This window comes from Mesorhizobium sp. M0496 (assembly GCF_040321205.1).
Lineage (GTDB): Bacteria > Pseudomonadota > Alphaproteobacteria > Rhizobiales > Rhizobiaceae > Mesorhizobium.
The window spans coordinates 21,913-37,918 of record NZ_JAMYRC010000057.1; the positions used below are offsets into that span (position 1 = coordinate 21,913).

Annotated in this window: 16 protein-coding genes; 7 read left to right on the forward strand and 9 right to left on the reverse strand. The window is 62.1% G+C overall.

Annotation, left to right across the window (positions count from 1 at the left end; genetic code table 11):
- Window positions 1-9 precede the first annotated feature (9 nt).
- Both aztC and NKI73_RS30205 read left to right on the forward strand, forming a co-directional pair.
- Window positions 10-951 carry a zinc ABC transporter substrate-binding protein AztC gene (gene aztC / locus NKI73_RS30200; protein WP_352635304.1) on the forward strand — a complete coding sequence of 314 codons (942 nt, stop codon included), beginning with the start codon at window positions 10-12 and terminating at the stop codon, window positions 949-951.
- 149 nt (window positions 952-1,100) lie between these two features.
- Window positions 1,101-1,439, forward strand: a complete 339-nt coding sequence (locus tag NKI73_RS30205; RefSeq protein WP_352635306.1) for a protein tyrosine phosphatase family protein — start codon at window positions 1,101-1,103, stop codon at window positions 1,437-1,439.
- 13 nt (window positions 1,440-1,452) lie between these two features.
- Here NKI73_RS30205 and NKI73_RS30210 read toward each other — a convergent pair whose 3' ends face one another.
- Window positions 1,453-1,920: an Lrp/AsnC family transcriptional regulator gene (locus tag NKI73_RS30210; RefSeq protein ID WP_352635326.1), complete on the reverse strand. Its 468-nt coding sequence runs from the start codon at window positions 1,918-1,920 to the stop codon at window positions 1,453-1,455.
- 137 nt (window positions 1,921-2,057) lie between these two features.
- Between NKI73_RS30210 and hppD the strand changes: the two genes are divergently transcribed.
- The 3 genes from hppD (at window position 2,058) to NKI73_RS30225 (ending at window position 3,835) form a co-directional block, all read left to right on the forward strand.
- Window positions 2,058-3,170, forward strand: coding sequence for a 4-hydroxyphenylpyruvate dioxygenase (gene hppD, locus NKI73_RS30215; RefSeq protein ID WP_352635308.1), 1,113 nt, complete (start codon window positions 2,058-2,060; stop codon window positions 3,168-3,170).
- 66 nt (window positions 3,171-3,236) lie between these two features.
- On the forward strand, window positions 3,237-3,461 hold the full coding sequence (locus NKI73_RS30220) for a type II toxin-antitoxin system Phd/YefM family antitoxin (protein WP_352635310.1): 225 nt from the start codon (window positions 3,237-3,239) through the stop codon (window positions 3,459-3,461).
- Entirely contained in the window at window positions 3,458-3,835 is a 378-nt protein-coding gene (locus NKI73_RS30225; protein ID WP_352635312.1) for a type II toxin-antitoxin system VapC family toxin, read from the forward strand. The genes NKI73_RS30220 and NKI73_RS30225 overlap by 4 nt, the downstream gene beginning before the upstream one ends.
- A 173-nt stretch (window positions 3,836-4,008) precedes the next feature.
- Here NKI73_RS30225 and NKI73_RS30235 read toward each other — a convergent pair whose 3' ends face one another.
- The 3 genes from NKI73_RS30235 to hmgA are packed head-to-tail and all read right to left on the reverse strand — an operon-like array spanning window position 4,009 to window position 7,231.
- Window positions 4,009-5,022 (reverse strand): fumarylacetoacetate hydrolase family protein, encoded by a 1,014-nt coding sequence (locus NKI73_RS30235; RefSeq protein WP_352635314.1) that lies wholly within the window; start codon window positions 5,020-5,022, stop codon window positions 4,009-4,011.
- On the reverse strand, window positions 5,019-5,906 hold the full coding sequence (locus NKI73_RS30240; protein WP_352635327.1) for an MBL fold metallo-hydrolase: 888 nt from the start codon (window positions 5,904-5,906) through the stop codon (window positions 5,019-5,021). Before NKI73_RS30240 ends, NKI73_RS30235 begins: the two co-directional genes overlap by 4 nt.
- Window positions 5,907-5,917: 11 nt before the next feature.
- On the reverse strand, window positions 5,918-7,231 hold the full coding sequence (gene hmgA / locus NKI73_RS30245) for a homogentisate 1,2-dioxygenase (protein ID WP_352635316.1): 1,314 nt from the start codon (window positions 7,229-7,231) through the stop codon (window positions 5,918-5,920).
- A gap of 88 nt (window positions 7,232-7,319) precedes the next feature.
- Between hmgA and NKI73_RS30250 the strand changes: the two genes are divergently transcribed.
- Entirely contained in the window at window positions 7,320-7,814 is a 495-nt protein-coding gene (locus NKI73_RS30250) for a MarR family winged helix-turn-helix transcriptional regulator (RefSeq protein WP_352635318.1), read from the forward strand.
- 94 nt (window positions 7,815-7,908) lie between these two features.
- Here the strand turns inward: NKI73_RS30250 and NKI73_RS30255 are convergent, their stop codons facing one another.
- The 5 genes from NKI73_RS30255 to NKI73_RS30275 form a co-directional block, all read right to left on the reverse strand.
- Window positions 7,909-9,042 (reverse strand): substrate-binding protein, encoded by a 1,134-nt coding sequence (locus NKI73_RS30255; protein ID WP_352635319.1) that lies wholly within the window; start codon window positions 9,040-9,042, stop codon window positions 7,909-7,911.
- A gap of 67 nt (window positions 9,043-9,109) precedes the next feature.
- A complete protein-coding gene (locus NKI73_RS30260; protein ID WP_352598856.1) occupies window positions 9,110-9,382 on the reverse strand; it encodes a hypothetical protein in 273 nt (90 codons plus the stop codon).
- A 90-nt stretch (window positions 9,383-9,472) separates the two neighbouring features.
- The gene (locus tag NKI73_RS30265) at window positions 9,473-11,056 is read right to left on the reverse strand and encodes an HD domain-containing phosphohydrolase (RefSeq protein WP_352635320.1); all 1,584 of its coding nucleotides are present in this window, start codon (window positions 11,054-11,056) and stop codon (window positions 9,473-9,475) included.
- A 109-nt stretch (window positions 11,057-11,165) separates the two neighbouring features.
- Window positions 11,166-12,200, reverse strand: a complete 1,035-nt coding sequence (gene tdh, locus NKI73_RS30270; RefSeq protein ID WP_352635321.1) for an L-threonine 3-dehydrogenase — start codon at window positions 12,198-12,200, stop codon at window positions 11,166-11,168.
- A 52-nt stretch (window positions 12,201-12,252) separates the two neighbouring features.
- Entirely contained in the window at window positions 12,253-13,440 is a 1,188-nt protein-coding gene (locus NKI73_RS30275; protein WP_352635323.1) for a glycine C-acetyltransferase, read from the reverse strand.
- Window positions 13,441-13,758: 318 nt separating this feature from the next.
- On the opposite strand from NKI73_RS30275, the gene NKI73_RS30280 reads away from it, so the two are divergent.
- Complete coding sequence (locus tag NKI73_RS30280) at window positions 13,759-15,825, forward strand: putative bifunctional diguanylate cyclase/phosphodiesterase (RefSeq protein WP_352635324.1); 2,067 nt, start codon at window positions 13,759-13,761, stop codon at window positions 15,823-15,825.
- The last annotated feature ends 181 nt before the right edge of the window (window positions 15,826-16,006 follow it).

A 16,006-nucleotide genomic window follows, 5' to 3' on the forward strand; every position in this document is an offset into this window, starting at 1 on the left:
ATCCCGCCCATGCTGAAATCGATCCGCACCGCCCTGACGATGAGCGTTATAACATTAATCGCCTTTGGCGCGTCGTCGGCCTTCGCCGCACCGCTGAAAGTGGTCGCCAGCTTCACCGTCATTGCCGATTTCGCCAAAAATGTCGGCGGCGACCGCATCGATGTCACCACCATCGTCGGGCCGGATGGCGATGCCCATGTCTACGAGCCGAGCCCGGCCGATGCGGTGACCATGGCCAAAGCCGATATCGTGCTGGTCAACGGCCTGCATTTCGAAGGGTTTCTGCAGCGGCTGGTCGACGCCAGCGCCACCAAGGCCTCGATCATCACCTTGACCAAGGGTGTTAAGCCGATCGATTTCAAGCCTGAATTCGCCGATGCCGACGCGGCCGAAGGTGTCGGCACTGGCGGCGGCAAGACGGTCACCGACCCGCATGCCTTCCAGTCGATCGCCAATGCCAGGATTTACGTGAACAACATCGCCGAAGCCTTCTGCGAGGCCGATTCGGAAGGCTGCGTCAGTTATCAGACCAATGCCGCCGCCTACACCAAGAAGCTCGATGCTGTTGAAGGCGAAGTGAAAGCGGCGATCGCCTCGATCCCGGAGAGCAAGCGCGTCGTCATCACCTCGCATGACGCCTTCGGCTATTTCGAACACGCATACGGCCTGACCTTCCTCGCCCCGCAAGGCATCTCGACCGACTCCGAACCGTCCGCCGCCGACGTCGCCAAGCTGGTTACCCAGGTGAAACAGGACAAGGCGGCTGCGATCTTTGTCGAGAACATCACCAACCCGCGCCTGATCGAGCAGATCGCCAGCGAGACAGGCATCAAGGTCGGCGGCACGCTCTATTCGGATGCGCTGTCGCAGCCCGACGGCCCGGCCTCGACCTATATCGACATGATGCACAACAACATCGCCCAGATCAAAGGCGCCATTCTCGGCAGCTGAGTTTGAAGGTCATCCAATCGGGCCGCATCGGCCCGGTTGGATTTTCTGGCATGCAGTGTCTATTTGGCAGAGAATTCCTTCGGTGCGGATTGCCGCACATGTCGGGGAGTGGCAAGACTGCCGCCTGACCAGTTTGCGAGGATACTGCCATGGAATACCGCGAAATCAGCGAAGACTATTCGGTCTCGGGCCAGATCCAGCCTGAAGACGTCGACGCCATCAAGGCTGCCGGCTTCAAGAGCGTCATCTGCAACCGGCCCGACGACGAGCAGCCCGGCCAGCCTTCGGCCGATACGCTCAAGGCGGCCGTCGAAGCCGCCGGCCTTGCCTTCCGCCACATCCCCGTCATCAGCGGCCAGATCACGGCCGAGAATGTCGAGGATCAGGCCGAGGCGCTGGATGAGCTTGACGGCCCGGTCTTTGCCTATTGCCGCTCGGGCGCACGCTGCACCAATCTCTATGGGCTGATCCAACAGTCGAAGGGTTAGATCGACTCAAGGGTCAAATCGGCAGCGCGCCGGTTTCCTTGAGCGTCTCCAGCACGATCGCCGTCTTCACATGCTGCACGGATTCGTGCGGCAGGAGCACGCCGTTGACGAACTCCGACAGCGACTTCAAATCGGGCGTCACGACCTTCAGGATGTAATCCATCTCGCCGGTCAATGCGTGTGCCTCCTGCACTTCCGGCAGCCGCGCCACCAGTTCGCCGAAGCGCCGCGCATTGTCGCGATTGTGGGTGGCCAATGTCACCGAGATGACATTGACCAAGGAAAAACCGAGCTTGTCGCGGTCGAGAACAGCGCGATAGCCCTTGATAAAGCCGTCTTCCTCCAGCCGCTGGCGGCGGCGCGAGCATTGCGACGCAGACAGGTTCACCCGTTCCGAAAGATCATTGTTGGTCAACCGCGCATCGCCCTGCAAGAGCGCCATTATCTTGCGGTCAAACCGGTCAATGCGCGTCTCATCCATGGTTTTGTCCCACATCATGCATACTCCGCGCATGAGATGATCATTTCAAGCGTTTGAATGCAAGCACCATGCACCGGCTCCGCGCTATGATGGCATCAGATGGCCTTTTCAGGCCAAGCCAGATTCGGAGGAACATCATGGGCCCCTTCCCGCACGACGCCCCGCCCGCCAAGATCAGCAAGGACAACCCCGCCGGCACGGATGGGTTCGAGTTCGTCGAATTCGCGCATCCGGAGCCGCAGAAGCTGGCCGAACTGTTCACCCGCATGGGCTATGTCCCAGTTGCCAAGCACCGCACGAAAGACATCACCGTCTGGCGCCAGGGCGACATCAACTATGTCGTCAATGCCGAGCCGGGCTCGCATGCGATGAAGTTCGCCGACAAGCACGGCCCCTGCGCTGCCTCGATGGCCTGGAGGGTGGTCGATGCCAAGCATGCCTTCGACCACGCCGTCGTCAAGGGCGCCACGCCTTACGAAGGCGACGACAAGGCGCTCGACGTGCCGGCAATCGTCGGCATCGGCGGCTCGCTGCTCTATTTCATCGAGACCTACGGCGAGAAGGGTTCGGCCTATGATGCCGAGTTCGAGTGGCTGGGTGCGCGCGACCCGCGGCCGCAAGGCGTCGGCTTCTATTATCTCGATCACCTGACCCACAATGTCTATCGCGGGCAGATGGACAAATGGTGGGATTTCTACCGCAATCTGTTCGGCTTCAAGCAGATCCATTTCTTCGACATCGACGGCAAGATCACCGGCCTGGTCAGCCGCGCCATCACTTCGCCCTGCGGCAAGATCCGCATTCCGCTCAACGAATCCAAGGACGAGACCAGCCAGATCGCCGAATATCTGAAGAAGTACAATGGCGAAGGCATCCAGCACATTGCGGTCGGCACCGACGAGATTTACGCCGCCACCGACAAACTCGCCGACAACGGGCTGAAATTCATGCCCGGCCCGCCGGAAACCTATTACGACATGTCCTATGCCAGGGTGAACGGCCATGACGAACCGATCGATCGGATGAAGAAGCACGGCATCCTGATCGACGGCGAAGGTGTCGTCGACGGCGGCACGACCAAGATCCTGCTGCAGATCTTCTCGAAAACCGTGATCGGACCGATCTTCTTCGAATTCATCCAGCGCAAGGGCGACGAAGGCTTTGGCGAGGGCAATTTCCGCGCGCTGTTCGAATCGATCGAGCAGGACCAGATCAAGCGCGGGGTGATCAAGATTCAGGCGGCGGAGTAGACCGACCTCGACATCTTGTGTCGCGATCCATTATGACCTAAATTATGGTCACAATGGATCGCAACCATGAATGTTTCCATCGCCGAGGCCAAGGCCAAATTGTCGGAACTCGTCAGCCGCGCGGAAGCCGGTGAGGAGATCGTGCTCACACGCCACGGCAAGGTGGCCGCGCGCATCGTACCGCCAGCAATGGCCGAACCCCTGCCGCGCATCGGCGCGTTGAAGGGCAAGATCTGGATTGCGGACGATTTTGACGAACTCGGCCCCGAATGGGACGAGTACGTGAAATGACGGTCGGCCCGTTTCTCGCCGACACCCATATCATCCTCTGGTCGATTTCGGACGATCGACGTCTCAGCGAGCAGCACCGCGCCATCCTGGCTTCGGAAGCGGTGGTGTTCGCTAGCGCGGCAAGCGTTTGGGAAATTGCCATCAAACGTTCGATCAGAAAACTCGATGCGCCGGACGATCTGCCGACGCTGCTTCCAAGGATGCAATTTCAGCCGCTCGCCATAACCCTCCAGCATGCCAATGCCGTCAGTGGCCTCCCTCACCACCATGGCGATCCATTCGACAGGCTGCTGATTGCGCAGGCGCAGTTGGAGAAACTCACCATTCTTACATCGGACCCACATTTTGCCCGCTACGACGTCGCTTTGATCTGACTAGCCAAGCGACTGGTCTCGCGAGCCCAGCCGCTCAGCCTCTGCCCGTCTCAACTTCAAATCATAGTCTTGCAGGAACTCCGTGGTGCCAGAGAGCATGGCATGCACCTGGTGGCGTGCGCGCCTCGATGCGGTAACTCAGCCGGATTGCCTGGATGACGACCGTCATCCCCTCACCTCTCGTATTTCTCGACCTCCTGCTCGATGGCGCCGAAGATCGAATGACCCGTCCTGTCCTTCATTTCGATGCGCACCGTGTCGCCCAAGCGCAGGAACGGCGTCCTGGGTTCGCCTGATACAATTGTCTCGATCATGCGCAGTTCTGCGATGCAGGAATAGCCGGCGCCGCCGTCCGAGACAGGCTTGCCCGGCCTGCTGTCGAGCTTGTTGGAGACGGTGCCCGAGCCGACAATGGTGCCGGCGGCCAGCGGCCTTGTCCTGGCGGCATGCACGATTAGCGCCGGAAAATCGAAGGTCATGTCGACACCGGCATCGGCCCGGCCGAACGGCTTGCCGTTGAGATCGGCGAGCAGCGGCAGGCTGACCTTGCCGCCGTCCCAGGCGTCCCCCAGTTCGTCCGGCGTCACCGCGACAGGGGAAAAGGCAGAGGAAGGCTTCGATTGGAAGAAGCCAAAACCTTTCGCCAGCTCCGGTCCGGTCAGAGCGCGCAGCGTGACGTCGTTGACCAGCATGATCAGCCGGATCGCGGCGCGCGCTTCGTCGAGGTTGGCGCCCATCGGCACATCGTCGATGATGACCGCGACTTCGCCTTCCATGTCGATGCCGAAGGCTTCGTCGACTACCCGGATCGGATCGCGTGGCGGAATGAAGGAATCCGAGCCGCCCTGGTAGATCAGCGGGTCGGTCCAGAAGCTCGCCGGCATCTCGGCGCCGCGCGCTTTGCGAACTAGTTCGACGTGGTTCACATAGGCCGAGCCATCGGCCCACTGATAGGCACGCGGCAGCGGCGAATGAGCATCATGCTCGTGGAAGCGCTCCGACGGCACCGCATTGTTCTCAAGCGATTCCGCTATGGTCGCGAGATGCGGAGCGATGCGCCGCCAGTCGTCGAGCGCCGCCTGCAGAGTGCGCGCCAGGAACGAGGCGTCGGTGAAGCGGGTCAGGTCGCGCGAGACGACGACGAGTTTTCCGTCACGCGTCCCGTCCTTCAATGTGGCAAGCTTCATGCGGTTTCCTCTCCTGACGCGGCCTTGACGCCGCTTAATTCCACAACAAGGCCGTCGCGGCCGATCGTCAAGTCGCCGGCCCATGTTTTCCTGGCAGCGGCGATCCAGTCGGCCTCGCCGATCTCGGGGTCGTCGGCCGGGATGAGGTGATTGAGCACCAGTCTCTTGACCCCAGCATCGCTGGCGATGCGCCCGGCCTCCTCGGCAAAACTGTGGCTGGCGAGCAGATGCTCTTTCAGCCGCGCGCCATTGCCGGTCTTGGCCACCAGCCGCTCGATGCCTTGTTCCAGCATGGCTTCGTGGACCAGGATGTCGGCGCCCCGGGCGAAATCGGCGAGCGGCGGAAAGAAGGCTGTATCGGCGGAGAACACCACGCTTTTCCCGCCGTGCTCGAAGCGCAGGGCAAAACAGTCGGTCACCGGCGGATGGTCGACGCGCAGCGCCGAAACCGTCAAGCCGCGTTGCTCGACCATCTGGCCTTCGCCGAATTCGACGATCGAAACCAGCTCGCGGATATCCGGCCGGCCCTCGTCGACGATACGGATTTCGATGTCGAACTCCATCGCCTGACAAAAGCGCCGCCAGTAGTGGTCGATGCCCGGCGGGCCGAACACGCCGATGGGCGTCGCCAGGCCCGCTGTCCACGCGGTGTGGATCAGCGGCCCCAGTTCCAGCACATGGTCGGAATGCAGATGCGTGATGAAGATCTGGTCGAGCGCCTTCAGGCTCACGCCGGCATCGACCAGGCCGCGCGTCACGCCAAGTCCGCAGTCGACGACGATATTGCGGCTACCGATCTGCAGCAGCGACGAACTCGGCCATGGTCCGCCCGGCCGCAGCGCCGGGCCACCCTTCGAGCCCAAAAGCACCAGCCGGTCCGGCATTGGCGCGCCGCTCAAGACCAGTCGCCCTCGGGCGTGCCGTTGAAGCGCTTCTTCAGGTCCGCCCAGCAGTCGATGTAATTGTCCTGCCGGGTTTCCAGTTCGGCGCCGTAGCGGGTCAGCATCTGCGGAAAACGGGTCTCGAACATAAAGGCCATGGTGTTGTCGAGCTTGACCGGTTTCAGATCCGCGCGGAAGGCTTTTTCGAAGCCAGGCGCATCAGGCCCATGGGCCAGCATCAGATTGTGCAGGCTGATGCCGCCGGGCACAAAGCCCTCTTCCTTGGCGTCGTACTGGCCGTGGATCAGCCCCATGAACTCGCTCATGATGTTGCGGTGATACCAAGGCGGCCGGAACGTATCTTCGGCAACCAGCCAGCGCGGCGGGAAGATGACGAAGTCGATGTTGGCGGTGCCCTCCTCGCCGCTCGGCGCGGTCAGCACGGTGAAGATCGACGGGTCGGGATGGTCGAACAGCAGCGCTCCGACAGGCGAAAACGTCGCCAGATCATATTTGTAAGGCGCGTAGTTGCCGTGCCAGGAAACGACGTCCAGCGGCGAATGGCCAATCTCGGTGACATGGAAATTGCCGCACCATTTGACGATCAGCCGGCATGGCGTTTCCTTCTCTTCGAACCAGGCGCAAGGCGTCTTGAAATCACGCGGATTGGCCAGGCAATTGGCGCCGATCGGGCCACGGTCGGGCAGCGTCAGCTTGGCGCCGTAGTTCTCGCAGACATAGCCGCGCACTTCGGCGTCGACCAACTCAACCTTGAAGACCAGACCGCGCGGCAGCACGGCGATCTCGCCGGGCCGCAGCTCGATGACGCCCATCTCGGTGACCAAGCGCAGGGCGCCAACTTGCGGCACGACCAGCAACTCGCCGTCGGCGTTGAAGAAATGATCGTCGACCATCGAGCGGTTGGCGACGTAGACATGCGCTGCCATGCCGGTCTGTCCCAGCACATCGCCTGATGTGGTGATGCTGCGCATGCCGGCGATGAAGTCGGTCGGCTCTTTCGGCATCGGCACAGGATTCCAGCGATACTGGCCAAGCGCCAGTTCGTGATCGCCGACATTGGGCGCGCTCTTCCACAAGGGATAGCTCGCCGGTTTGAAGCGGCCGGTGTGCTTGACGCTCGGCCGGATGCGATAGAGCCAGGAGCGCTCATTGGTGCCGCGCGGGGCGGTGAAGGGCGAGCCTGAAAGCTGCTCGGCGTAAAGGCCATAGGCCGGCCGCTGCGGCGAGTTACGTCCTTGCGGCAGCGAGCCAGGCAGCGTCTCGGTTTCGAAGTCATTGCCGAAACCCGGCATATAGGAAAAGGCCATTGCTTCCTCCCGGAATGGATCTCAATTGACCAAACTGGTTTCATTTGTAACCATCGAAAATGTAACCATCAATGGCGGCTTTGAAAAAATGGCGATCAAGAGCGAAGCGTCCGACGCGCCTGAAATTCTCAATCTGGAAAATTTCCTGCCCTACCGGCTCTACCGGCTTGCCGACGCCGTCAGCCGCGAATTTTCGCGAATATACAAGGACAGTCACGGCCTGACGCGGCCGGAATGGCGTACCCTTTCCGGGCTTGGGCAGCATGGAACGATGACCGCGACTGAACTCGGCAACCAATCGGCCATGCACAAGACCAAGGTATCGCGCGCCGTGGCTGAACTCGAACGGCGACGCTGGCTCACTCGAACCGCTGACGAGAATGACCGCCGCGTCGAACATCTGGCGCTGACCAAGGCCGGCCTTGCCGCCTATCGCGAAATGGTGCCGCTTGCGAAGGCGTTCGAGCGGGAGTTGCTGGACAAACTTAGCGCGAGCGAGCGTGCGGCGATCTCGAACGGATTGGCCGCGCTGGAGGCCGCCTTGGCGTCGACCCACGACCAGTTGCGAAATGACATCGAATAGGCGCAAGGAACAGCCCTTGTTGGCCCGGTTGGATGGCGAGGGCGGCATCTACTCGCCCTCGCCACTTGGAACAACATTGATCGACGCCGCGGATTCAGTCGGCGCCGATGAGTTGGGTTTCGCCGGCAAGTATCCGTTCGTTGGGGTCGATCTGTCCAAGGTTCTTCACGATCCGGAAGCGACCGCTCTGTGCCTGCGCAATGTACATGTTCATGCGAACATGGTGCTGGCCGGGGACCATTTCGGCCGGGCCACCCGGTCCCTCGCCGATCCGGGCGTGGTCGAGCGCCCGGATAACCGCGTCGCGCTCGACCGAGCCGGCTTCGTTGACCGCCGCTTCCCACATTTTGATCGCCCGGTAGTGGCCGGTGCAGCCGCTGCCCGCGGTCAACATCGCGCTGCCAGGGAATCGGTCCTGGTAGCGCCGCAAGAGCGCCCGGCCAAACGGATCTTCGAGTTCCTGATAGTAGTCGAGGCAACTGTAGAGGCCTTCGATCTGCTCGGACGGCACGAGATTGAAGAAGTTCTCGTCGAAGTAGGTGCAGATGAACTTTCCGCCCCGCTTGCCGAAACCAGCCCTGTGCAGTTCGTCGAGGAACGGCGTCAAGCCCGGTGGAACCAGAGTGTTGAAGACCACTTCGGCGCCGCTCGCCATGATCTGCTGCACCGTCTGCCGGAAATCGACGGTATCGAGCGGAAAATACTCCTCACCGACGATCTCGCCGCCATTGGCGCGAACCACCCGGCTCGCGGCCTTGTTCAACAGATGGGGCCAGATGTAGTCGGCCGAAGGCAGGTAGAACTTTTTCGCCCCGGTGCTCTTCATGAACCATGGGATCAGCGGCTCGACCTGCTGCGCGGGCACCGGGCCCGTGCAGAAGATCAGGGGATCGCTTTCCTGCCCCTCGTATTGCTCGGTGTAGATGTAGAGCGTCCCGCCGCGTTCGACCGCCTCGCTCTTGATGGCTTGGCGGGTCGAACTGTAGATGCCTCCGACGACCAGATCGACTTTGTCGACATCTATCAGTTTCGCGGTTCTTGCCTTGGCAACGCTGTCGGTGGTCTCGCCGTCCTCGATGATGACTTTCACCGGCCGGCCCAGCAAGCCGCCCTTGGCGTTGATGTCATCGACAAGCATGGTCGTGAGGTTTGCGTTGGCGTTGCCCATGAAGGACAACGGGCCGGTGAGTTCGGCGATAAGGCCGATCTTGATGGGTTTCTGGTCCATCTCATGTCTCCGATCTTTGGGGTTCGTGGGTGCGCCGCCGCCGGTAGCAGGCGGCGCGAAAGGCACGTCAGGCCTCATAGTGGCCGAGCAGCATCGCCGCCTGCGGCTTGCCCACATGGCCGGCCTCCTGCAGGATCGCCGGCACTTCGGGATCCGATACGAAGTTCTTCCAACCCTCGGCATCCCAGTCGAAGATCGCCCAGACGCGGTCGGACTCGCTGGGGTCGCGGAACACGGTCGCGCCGTTCGAACCGTGCAGCCGGCGCTTGTCGGCGCCCTTGGTCGAAAAGATACGGATGAAGCGGTCGACGTCCGCCACCTTGGTCGTTGCGAGAAGCATCTGATTTCCTCCTGTCGGTCGCGGCCACCATTGGTCCGTCGACAGGATCATGATGCGCGCCTCGGGGCAGGCGTACATGGGGAGGATTCCCTATGGCAATGACTTCGCCTCGCCCGGCCGGACAAGGCCGTGCTCGACCGCATAGAGTGCCGCGGCGGCGCGGGTGGTCACACCGATCTTGGCATAGACGCTCTGGATATGGTGATCCGCGGTCTTGGGCGAGATATCCAGCTTCCGCCCCGCTTCCTTCGCGGTGAGGCCGGCGGCGATCAGGCGCAGCACCTCGATCTCACGTGGCGTCATTCCGGCCAGCGGCCGGTGCGGCGCCCGGCGGGACCGCTGCCCGGCGAAGGACAGCACGGCCTCGGCGGCGTCGGGGCAGATACTGCCCTCACGAACGGCAGCGCGCAACTGTGTCGCCGCGGCGTCGCTGGACAGGGCCCTGCGGTGAGGACGTTCCTCCCGCGACGTTTGGAACACTTCGGCGGCGGCCAGGATTCTCGCCGCCGGGGACAGGTCGGAACCGCCGACCTTGCGGTGATAGCCAGAGCCGTCCAGGCGTTCGTGGTGGCGCAGGACGAGTGAGGCCATTGCCTCGCCTTCGCGGCCGAACGAGGCCAGCGCACGCTCGCCGTAATAGGCGTGCAGTTGGGCTGCGTCGCGCTCGCGGACGGACAGCGGACCATTGCGCATCCAGGTCGCCACCGGCACGACAAGTTCGCCAATGTCGTGGATGCAGCCCGCCCAGCGCAGCGCACGGACGTCGTCGGCGGGCAGCCCCATCTGTCTCCCCGCTCCCTCAGCCAGTTCCGCCACCATCCGCGAATGGCCTTGTGTGAACGGCATGCGCATGTCGATCATATCGGCGATGGCGAGAAATGCCTCGTCGCAGTCCGCCTCATCGAGCGATACCGGCGGATCGGGCTCCAGCGCCAAAATCGTCTCGCGGTCGACCGTCACGCCGATGCCTTCCATCAGCACCGCCGCGTTTGCCGAGACAAGCCGGGCCAGATCAGCCGCATAAGGGCCGTCGCCGCGGCTGGCGATAGTTTCGGCCATTTCCACGATCCCGACGGCATCGCTAAGCGCAACGACATCCTGCGCCAAAGTGATCAATTGGACGGCAGGCAGCACCTCCTCGCCGCTCAGTCCACGTGGCAGACCCTTGCCGTCCCAGCGTTCGTAGATCTGTCCAAGGCTACGGCCCATCTCCCCGGACAAGCCAAGCCGCTCGCCGATACACTGCGCGACCTCGCAATGCGCGATCAGCACCGGGCGGGCCACCGCCAGTGCCTGCGACATGGCGGCCTCGATCGCCTTGGCCTGCGCGTCAGGCTGGAGATCGTAATAGAACCGCTTGAAGGCCTGTACGAAGACCCTGCCCAGTTCCGCACGATTGCCCATGTCGAGACCGACAAGGTCCTGGCGGAGCGCGATTTCGTCGCCGAAGGTTGCCGACAGAAGATCGGTATCCGCGTTGCAGCCAACATAGCGAAGCATCGACTGGTGGTAGGCATTGCGCCTAACCTGCTCGGAAACGCCCGCACGATCTGCGATCCGCATCGCAAGCACGCAGGATTTCAGCGCGAAGTCGCGAGAATGACCGGTTGCGAGGTCCGAAGCATAGGCGAGGACCATCATGAAGTCCGCCCGGCGGATCGAGACGTTTGTCATCGCCCACCTCCCAATGAGCATGCTAGTCCCGCGGGCCGTCAATACCTAGCGGAAAATCCCACGCGAGCCGTCAGCCGGCTGGCTGGTTTCAGATCCCCGGCGCCAACGCCTACCAGTCCATCACCACCTTGCCCGAGCTACCGCTTATCATCGCATCGAACCCCATCTGGAAGTCGTCGATGCCGATGCGGTGCGTGATCAGGCCGGAGACATCCAGCGGCCCCTGAACCAGCGCGATCATCTTGTACCAGGTCTCGAACATCTCGCGGCCGTAGATGCCCTTGAGATGCAGCATCTTGAAGATGACCTTGTTCCAGTCGATCTCGAAGCCGGTGGGCGCGATGCCCAGAATGGCGATCTTGCCGCCATTGTTCATGGTGTCGATCATGTCGCGGAAGGCTGGTGCGGCGCCCGACATTTCGAGGCCGACATCAAAGCCTTCGGTCATGCCAAGCGCCGGCATGACGTCGCGCAGTTTTTCCTTCGAGGCGTCGACGACATGCTGGACGCCGAGCTTTTTCGCCAACGCCAGCCGCACCGGGTTGATGTCTGTGATGACGACCTTTCGTGCACCGACGCATTGCGCCACCAGCGCGCCCATGATGCCGATCGGCCCGGCGCCGGTGACCAGCACGTCCTCGCCGACCAGATCGAAAGATAGTGCCGTGTGGACGGCATTGCCCAGGGGATCGAAGATCGCGGCGATCTCGTCCGGCACATCGTCGGGGATCGGCACGACATTGTGCTGCGGGATTGCCAGATACTCGCCGAAGGCGCCGGGACGGTTGACGCCGACACCGAGCGTGTTGCGGCAGAGATGCCCTCGTCCCGCACGGCAGTTGCGGCAATGGCCGCAGACGATGTGGCCTTCGCCCGACACACGCTGGCCGACCTTGTATTCGGTGACCGCAGCGCCGAAATCGGCAACCGTGCCGACGAATTCATGGCCGGTAACCATCGGCACCGGCACCGTCTTTTGCGCCCACTGGTCCCAATTGTAGATATGGACATCGGTGCCGCAAATCGCAGTCTTCTTGATCTTGATCAGTACGTCGTTGGGGCCGATCTCCGGTACCGGCACCTCTTCCATCCAGATGCCCGGTTCGGCCTTGGCCTTCACCAGCGCCTTCATCATGTTCGACATGCTTCTGTCCCTTGAATCTCTAGATCCGGAATCGCTTTTAGATTCCGGCCTTTCAGGAAATCACGCCCAATTCCTTGCCGACCGCTCCGAATGCGTCCACCGCGCGATCGATATCAGCGGCGGAATGCGCAGCCGACATCTGCGTGCGGATGCGCGCCTGGCCCTTCGGCACCACCGGGAAGGAAAAGCCGATGACATAGATGCCGCGCTTCAGCATGCGCGCCGCCATTTCCTGCGCCAGCGCCGCATCGCCCAGCATCACCGGAATGATCGGATGGTCGGCGCCGGCCAGCGTGAAACCGAGTTTGCCCATCTCAGTCCGGAACCGCGCCGCATTGGCGTAGAGGCGCTCGCGCAAGGCATCGCCATTGCGGATCAGTTCGAACACCTTGATCGAAGCGCCGGCGATCGCCGGCATCAGCGTGTTGGAAAAGAGATAGGGCCGCGAGCGCTGGCGCAGCCAGTCGACCACCTGCCTCTTGCCCGATGTGTAACCGCCGGATGCGCCGCCAAGCGCCTTGCCGAGCGTGCCGGTGATGATATCGACCCTGCCCTCGACGCCGCAATGCTCGGCCGACCCACGGCCGTTCCGGCCGACGAAGCCGACGGCATGGCTGTCGTCGACCATCACCATCGCATCGTATTTGTCGGCGAGATCGCACACACCTTTTAGATTGGCGATGATGCCATCCATCGAGAACACACCGTCGGTGGCGATCAGCCGGAAGCGGCAGTCCTTAGCTTCCTTCAGGCGCGCCTCGAGATCGGCCATATCGTTGTTGGCATAGCGAAAACGTTTTGCCTTTGACAGCCGCACGCCGTCGATGATCGAGGCGTGGTTCAGCGCATCGGAAATGATCGCGTCGTCCTCACCGAGCAACGTCTCGAACAGGCCGCCATTGGCGTCGAAGCAGGAGCCGTAAAGGATGGTATCTTCCAAGCCGAGGAAGGATGAAATCGTCGCCTCGAGCTGCTTGTGCTCCTCCTGCGTGCCGCAGATGAAGCGCACCGATGCCATGCCGTAGCCATAGCGGTCGAGCGCCTGGCTGGCCGCCGCACGCAGGTCGGCGCTGTCGGCGAGGCCGAGATAGTTGTTGGCGCAGAAGTTGAGCACCTTCTGCCCGCCGACCTCGATCTCAGCCGATTGGGTCGAAGAGATAACCCGCTCGGATTTGTAGAGACCTGCCGATTTGAGCCCCGCGAGCTCGCTGTCGATGTGGGAGAGGAATGCTGCGGTCATGATCGGGCCTCGCTTGATGTGGGCCGACTGTCGTCTCGTCCGCGCGAAAAATCCATCGCAAAAACGACCGGATCGGTGGCAAGCGGCCGATGTGGCCCCGATGCGGATTGTCATGCGGCCGCGGAAGCGAGGCCACGACAAATGCGGCAGGCCGACGACCAGTCAAATGCCGGTACAGCGCTAAACGGGCCGATAACCATTTCCCGATCTTTCCACGGCTCCCCCTTGCCGGCCGGCTGTCGATTTCCAGTCCTGTTAACGTTTGCAGTTCAATGGTGCTCATACAGAAATCCGTTGGCGAGAGGGCCGCCCCCGAACATGTCGCAGCAGCCGGTGCAAACCGTTTCAGGCAAGCTCATACTGCTGATCAAGGCTGGCTATTGGCTGGCCCTGCTGATCATCGCGGCCATGGTGATAGCCTCCTTCATCCTGCTGCAGCAGATGATGGCCACCCAACAGCACAACAACACCTTGCTCGACATCGTCAGCACGCAAAAGACGTTGTCGCAGCGCATCGTCTTCCTTGCCGGCGCAACGGGTGCTGCTTCGCGCGACAAGCAGCCGGCGCTGGTCAGCGCGCTCAAGCAGGCGACGGCGGAGTTCGAGACGAATTACGATCTGCTGCTCGAGCAGACGGGAGCCGATCCGCAATCGCCGGCCAAGCTCGACCCAAAGTCGATCGAGAGCGTCCTTTTCGCCAAGCCCTTTCACCTCGACTATTTCTCGGTCGGGCTGATCGCCAATGGCGGCCGCCTGATCTCGGCTTATGAATCGCAATTCACCGGTAGCGGCGGCTACAAGGGAGGCGACGAGCGCGTCAATCTCGATGCCTCTGTCGCCAATGCCAGCTTGTCGGGCTACGCCGCGCTTGGCCAGCGCATCAGCGCCGATGCCGACGAGCGCTCCGAAAAGCTGCTCGCTCTCCACCGCACGCTATTCTACGCCACCCTGAGCGTCATCATACTGGTGGCGCTTTTCATCTTCAGGCCGATGTCGAACGCCATCCTGCGCAAGACGCATGAGCTGATCGACGCGCGCAATTCCATGGCCTTCATCGCGGTGCATGACGGCCTCACAGGCCTGCACAACCGCACGTTCCTGACCGATCATTTCGATACGCTGATCAAGGGCACGCATCGGCGTCGCGAGCGCCTTGCCGTCGTTCAGCTCGACCTCGACCGGTTCAAGCAGATCAACGATACGCTTGGCCATGCCGCTGGCGACTATGTGCTGGTTGTCACGGCACAGCGCATGCGCGATTCCTGCCGGGCTTCGGATCTCTGCGTACGCCTGGGCGGCGACGAGTTCGTCATGATCCTCGGCGGCGCCGGCGGCACCGAAGACATCAACATGCTGGCGCGACGCATCCTGGCGCACATCAACGAGCCGATCGTCTTCCAGGGCACGACCATTCTCCCAGGCGCCAGCGCCGGCATCGCCGTCTACCCGATCGACGCCGACAATGCGCAGGATCTGCTGGTTCACGCCGATCTGGCGCTCTACTCCGCCAAGAAGCTGGGCGGCGGCAACTTCTCCTTCTTCTCCGAAGAGTTGCGCCGCGAGCTCGACTATCGCAAACAGCTCGAGCACGACATCAAGGTCGCCATCGCGGAGCGGGCCTTCCAGGTCTATTTCCAACCGCAGGTTTCGCTGACCAATGGCACGATCAGCGGCATCGAGGCGCTGGTGCGCTGGAACCATGCCGAGCGCGGCATGATCCCACCCGGGGAATTTATCCCGGTCGCCGAAAAATGCGGCTTCATGCCCGAGATCGGCCGCATCGTCATCACCAAGGCGATCAACGAAGCCGCCGAATGGAACCGCGCCGGGATCGCCTTCGGGCGGCTTGCCGTCAACGTTTCCGGCACGGAACTGCGCGAGCCCGATTTCGATGCGTTCTTGTTCGGGACGCTGGAAAAGGCCGGGCTGCCGCCACAGAAACTGTCACTGGAAATCGTCGAATCCGTCATTCTCGACGACGAAAAGACGGGCATCGCCGCCAAGCTGCGCCACATCAGGGCGGCCGGCGTCCATCTGGAACTCGATGATTTCGGCACCGGTTATGCCTCGCTCAGCCATGTCAATCCGAACGAGATCGACCGGCTGAAGATCGATCGTCGCTTCGTCCAGAACATCCATGAGAATGGCGACAACTCGAAGATCGTGCGCGCCATCACCGAGCTTGCCCGTGGCCTCGGCATCTCGATCGTTGCCGAGGGCGCCGAAACCGAAGCCGAACTCGATTCGCTGATGGCCATCGGCTGCGACCAGGTGCAGGGCTACTCCATCGCCTTCCCGATGCCGCACGACAAGGCGCTGGAATGGCTGACCGCCCGCATGCCGAAGAAGGCCAAGCTGACGGTGCTGCAAGGAAGCCTGGCATAGGCTTGCCTTTTGTTTGTGCATGTCGTTGTCCCAAAACCGCCGCGCACTTTTGGGCGACATGCACCGGCCCGCCTTGACAAGCCGTTGTTGACATGGTGACCTGCCACTGAACTGTCATCCAGCTGCGATTAGAGCCTCGACCGTTTTTGTTACGCCTTGTGGCGCGGGTTGAGCAACCGGC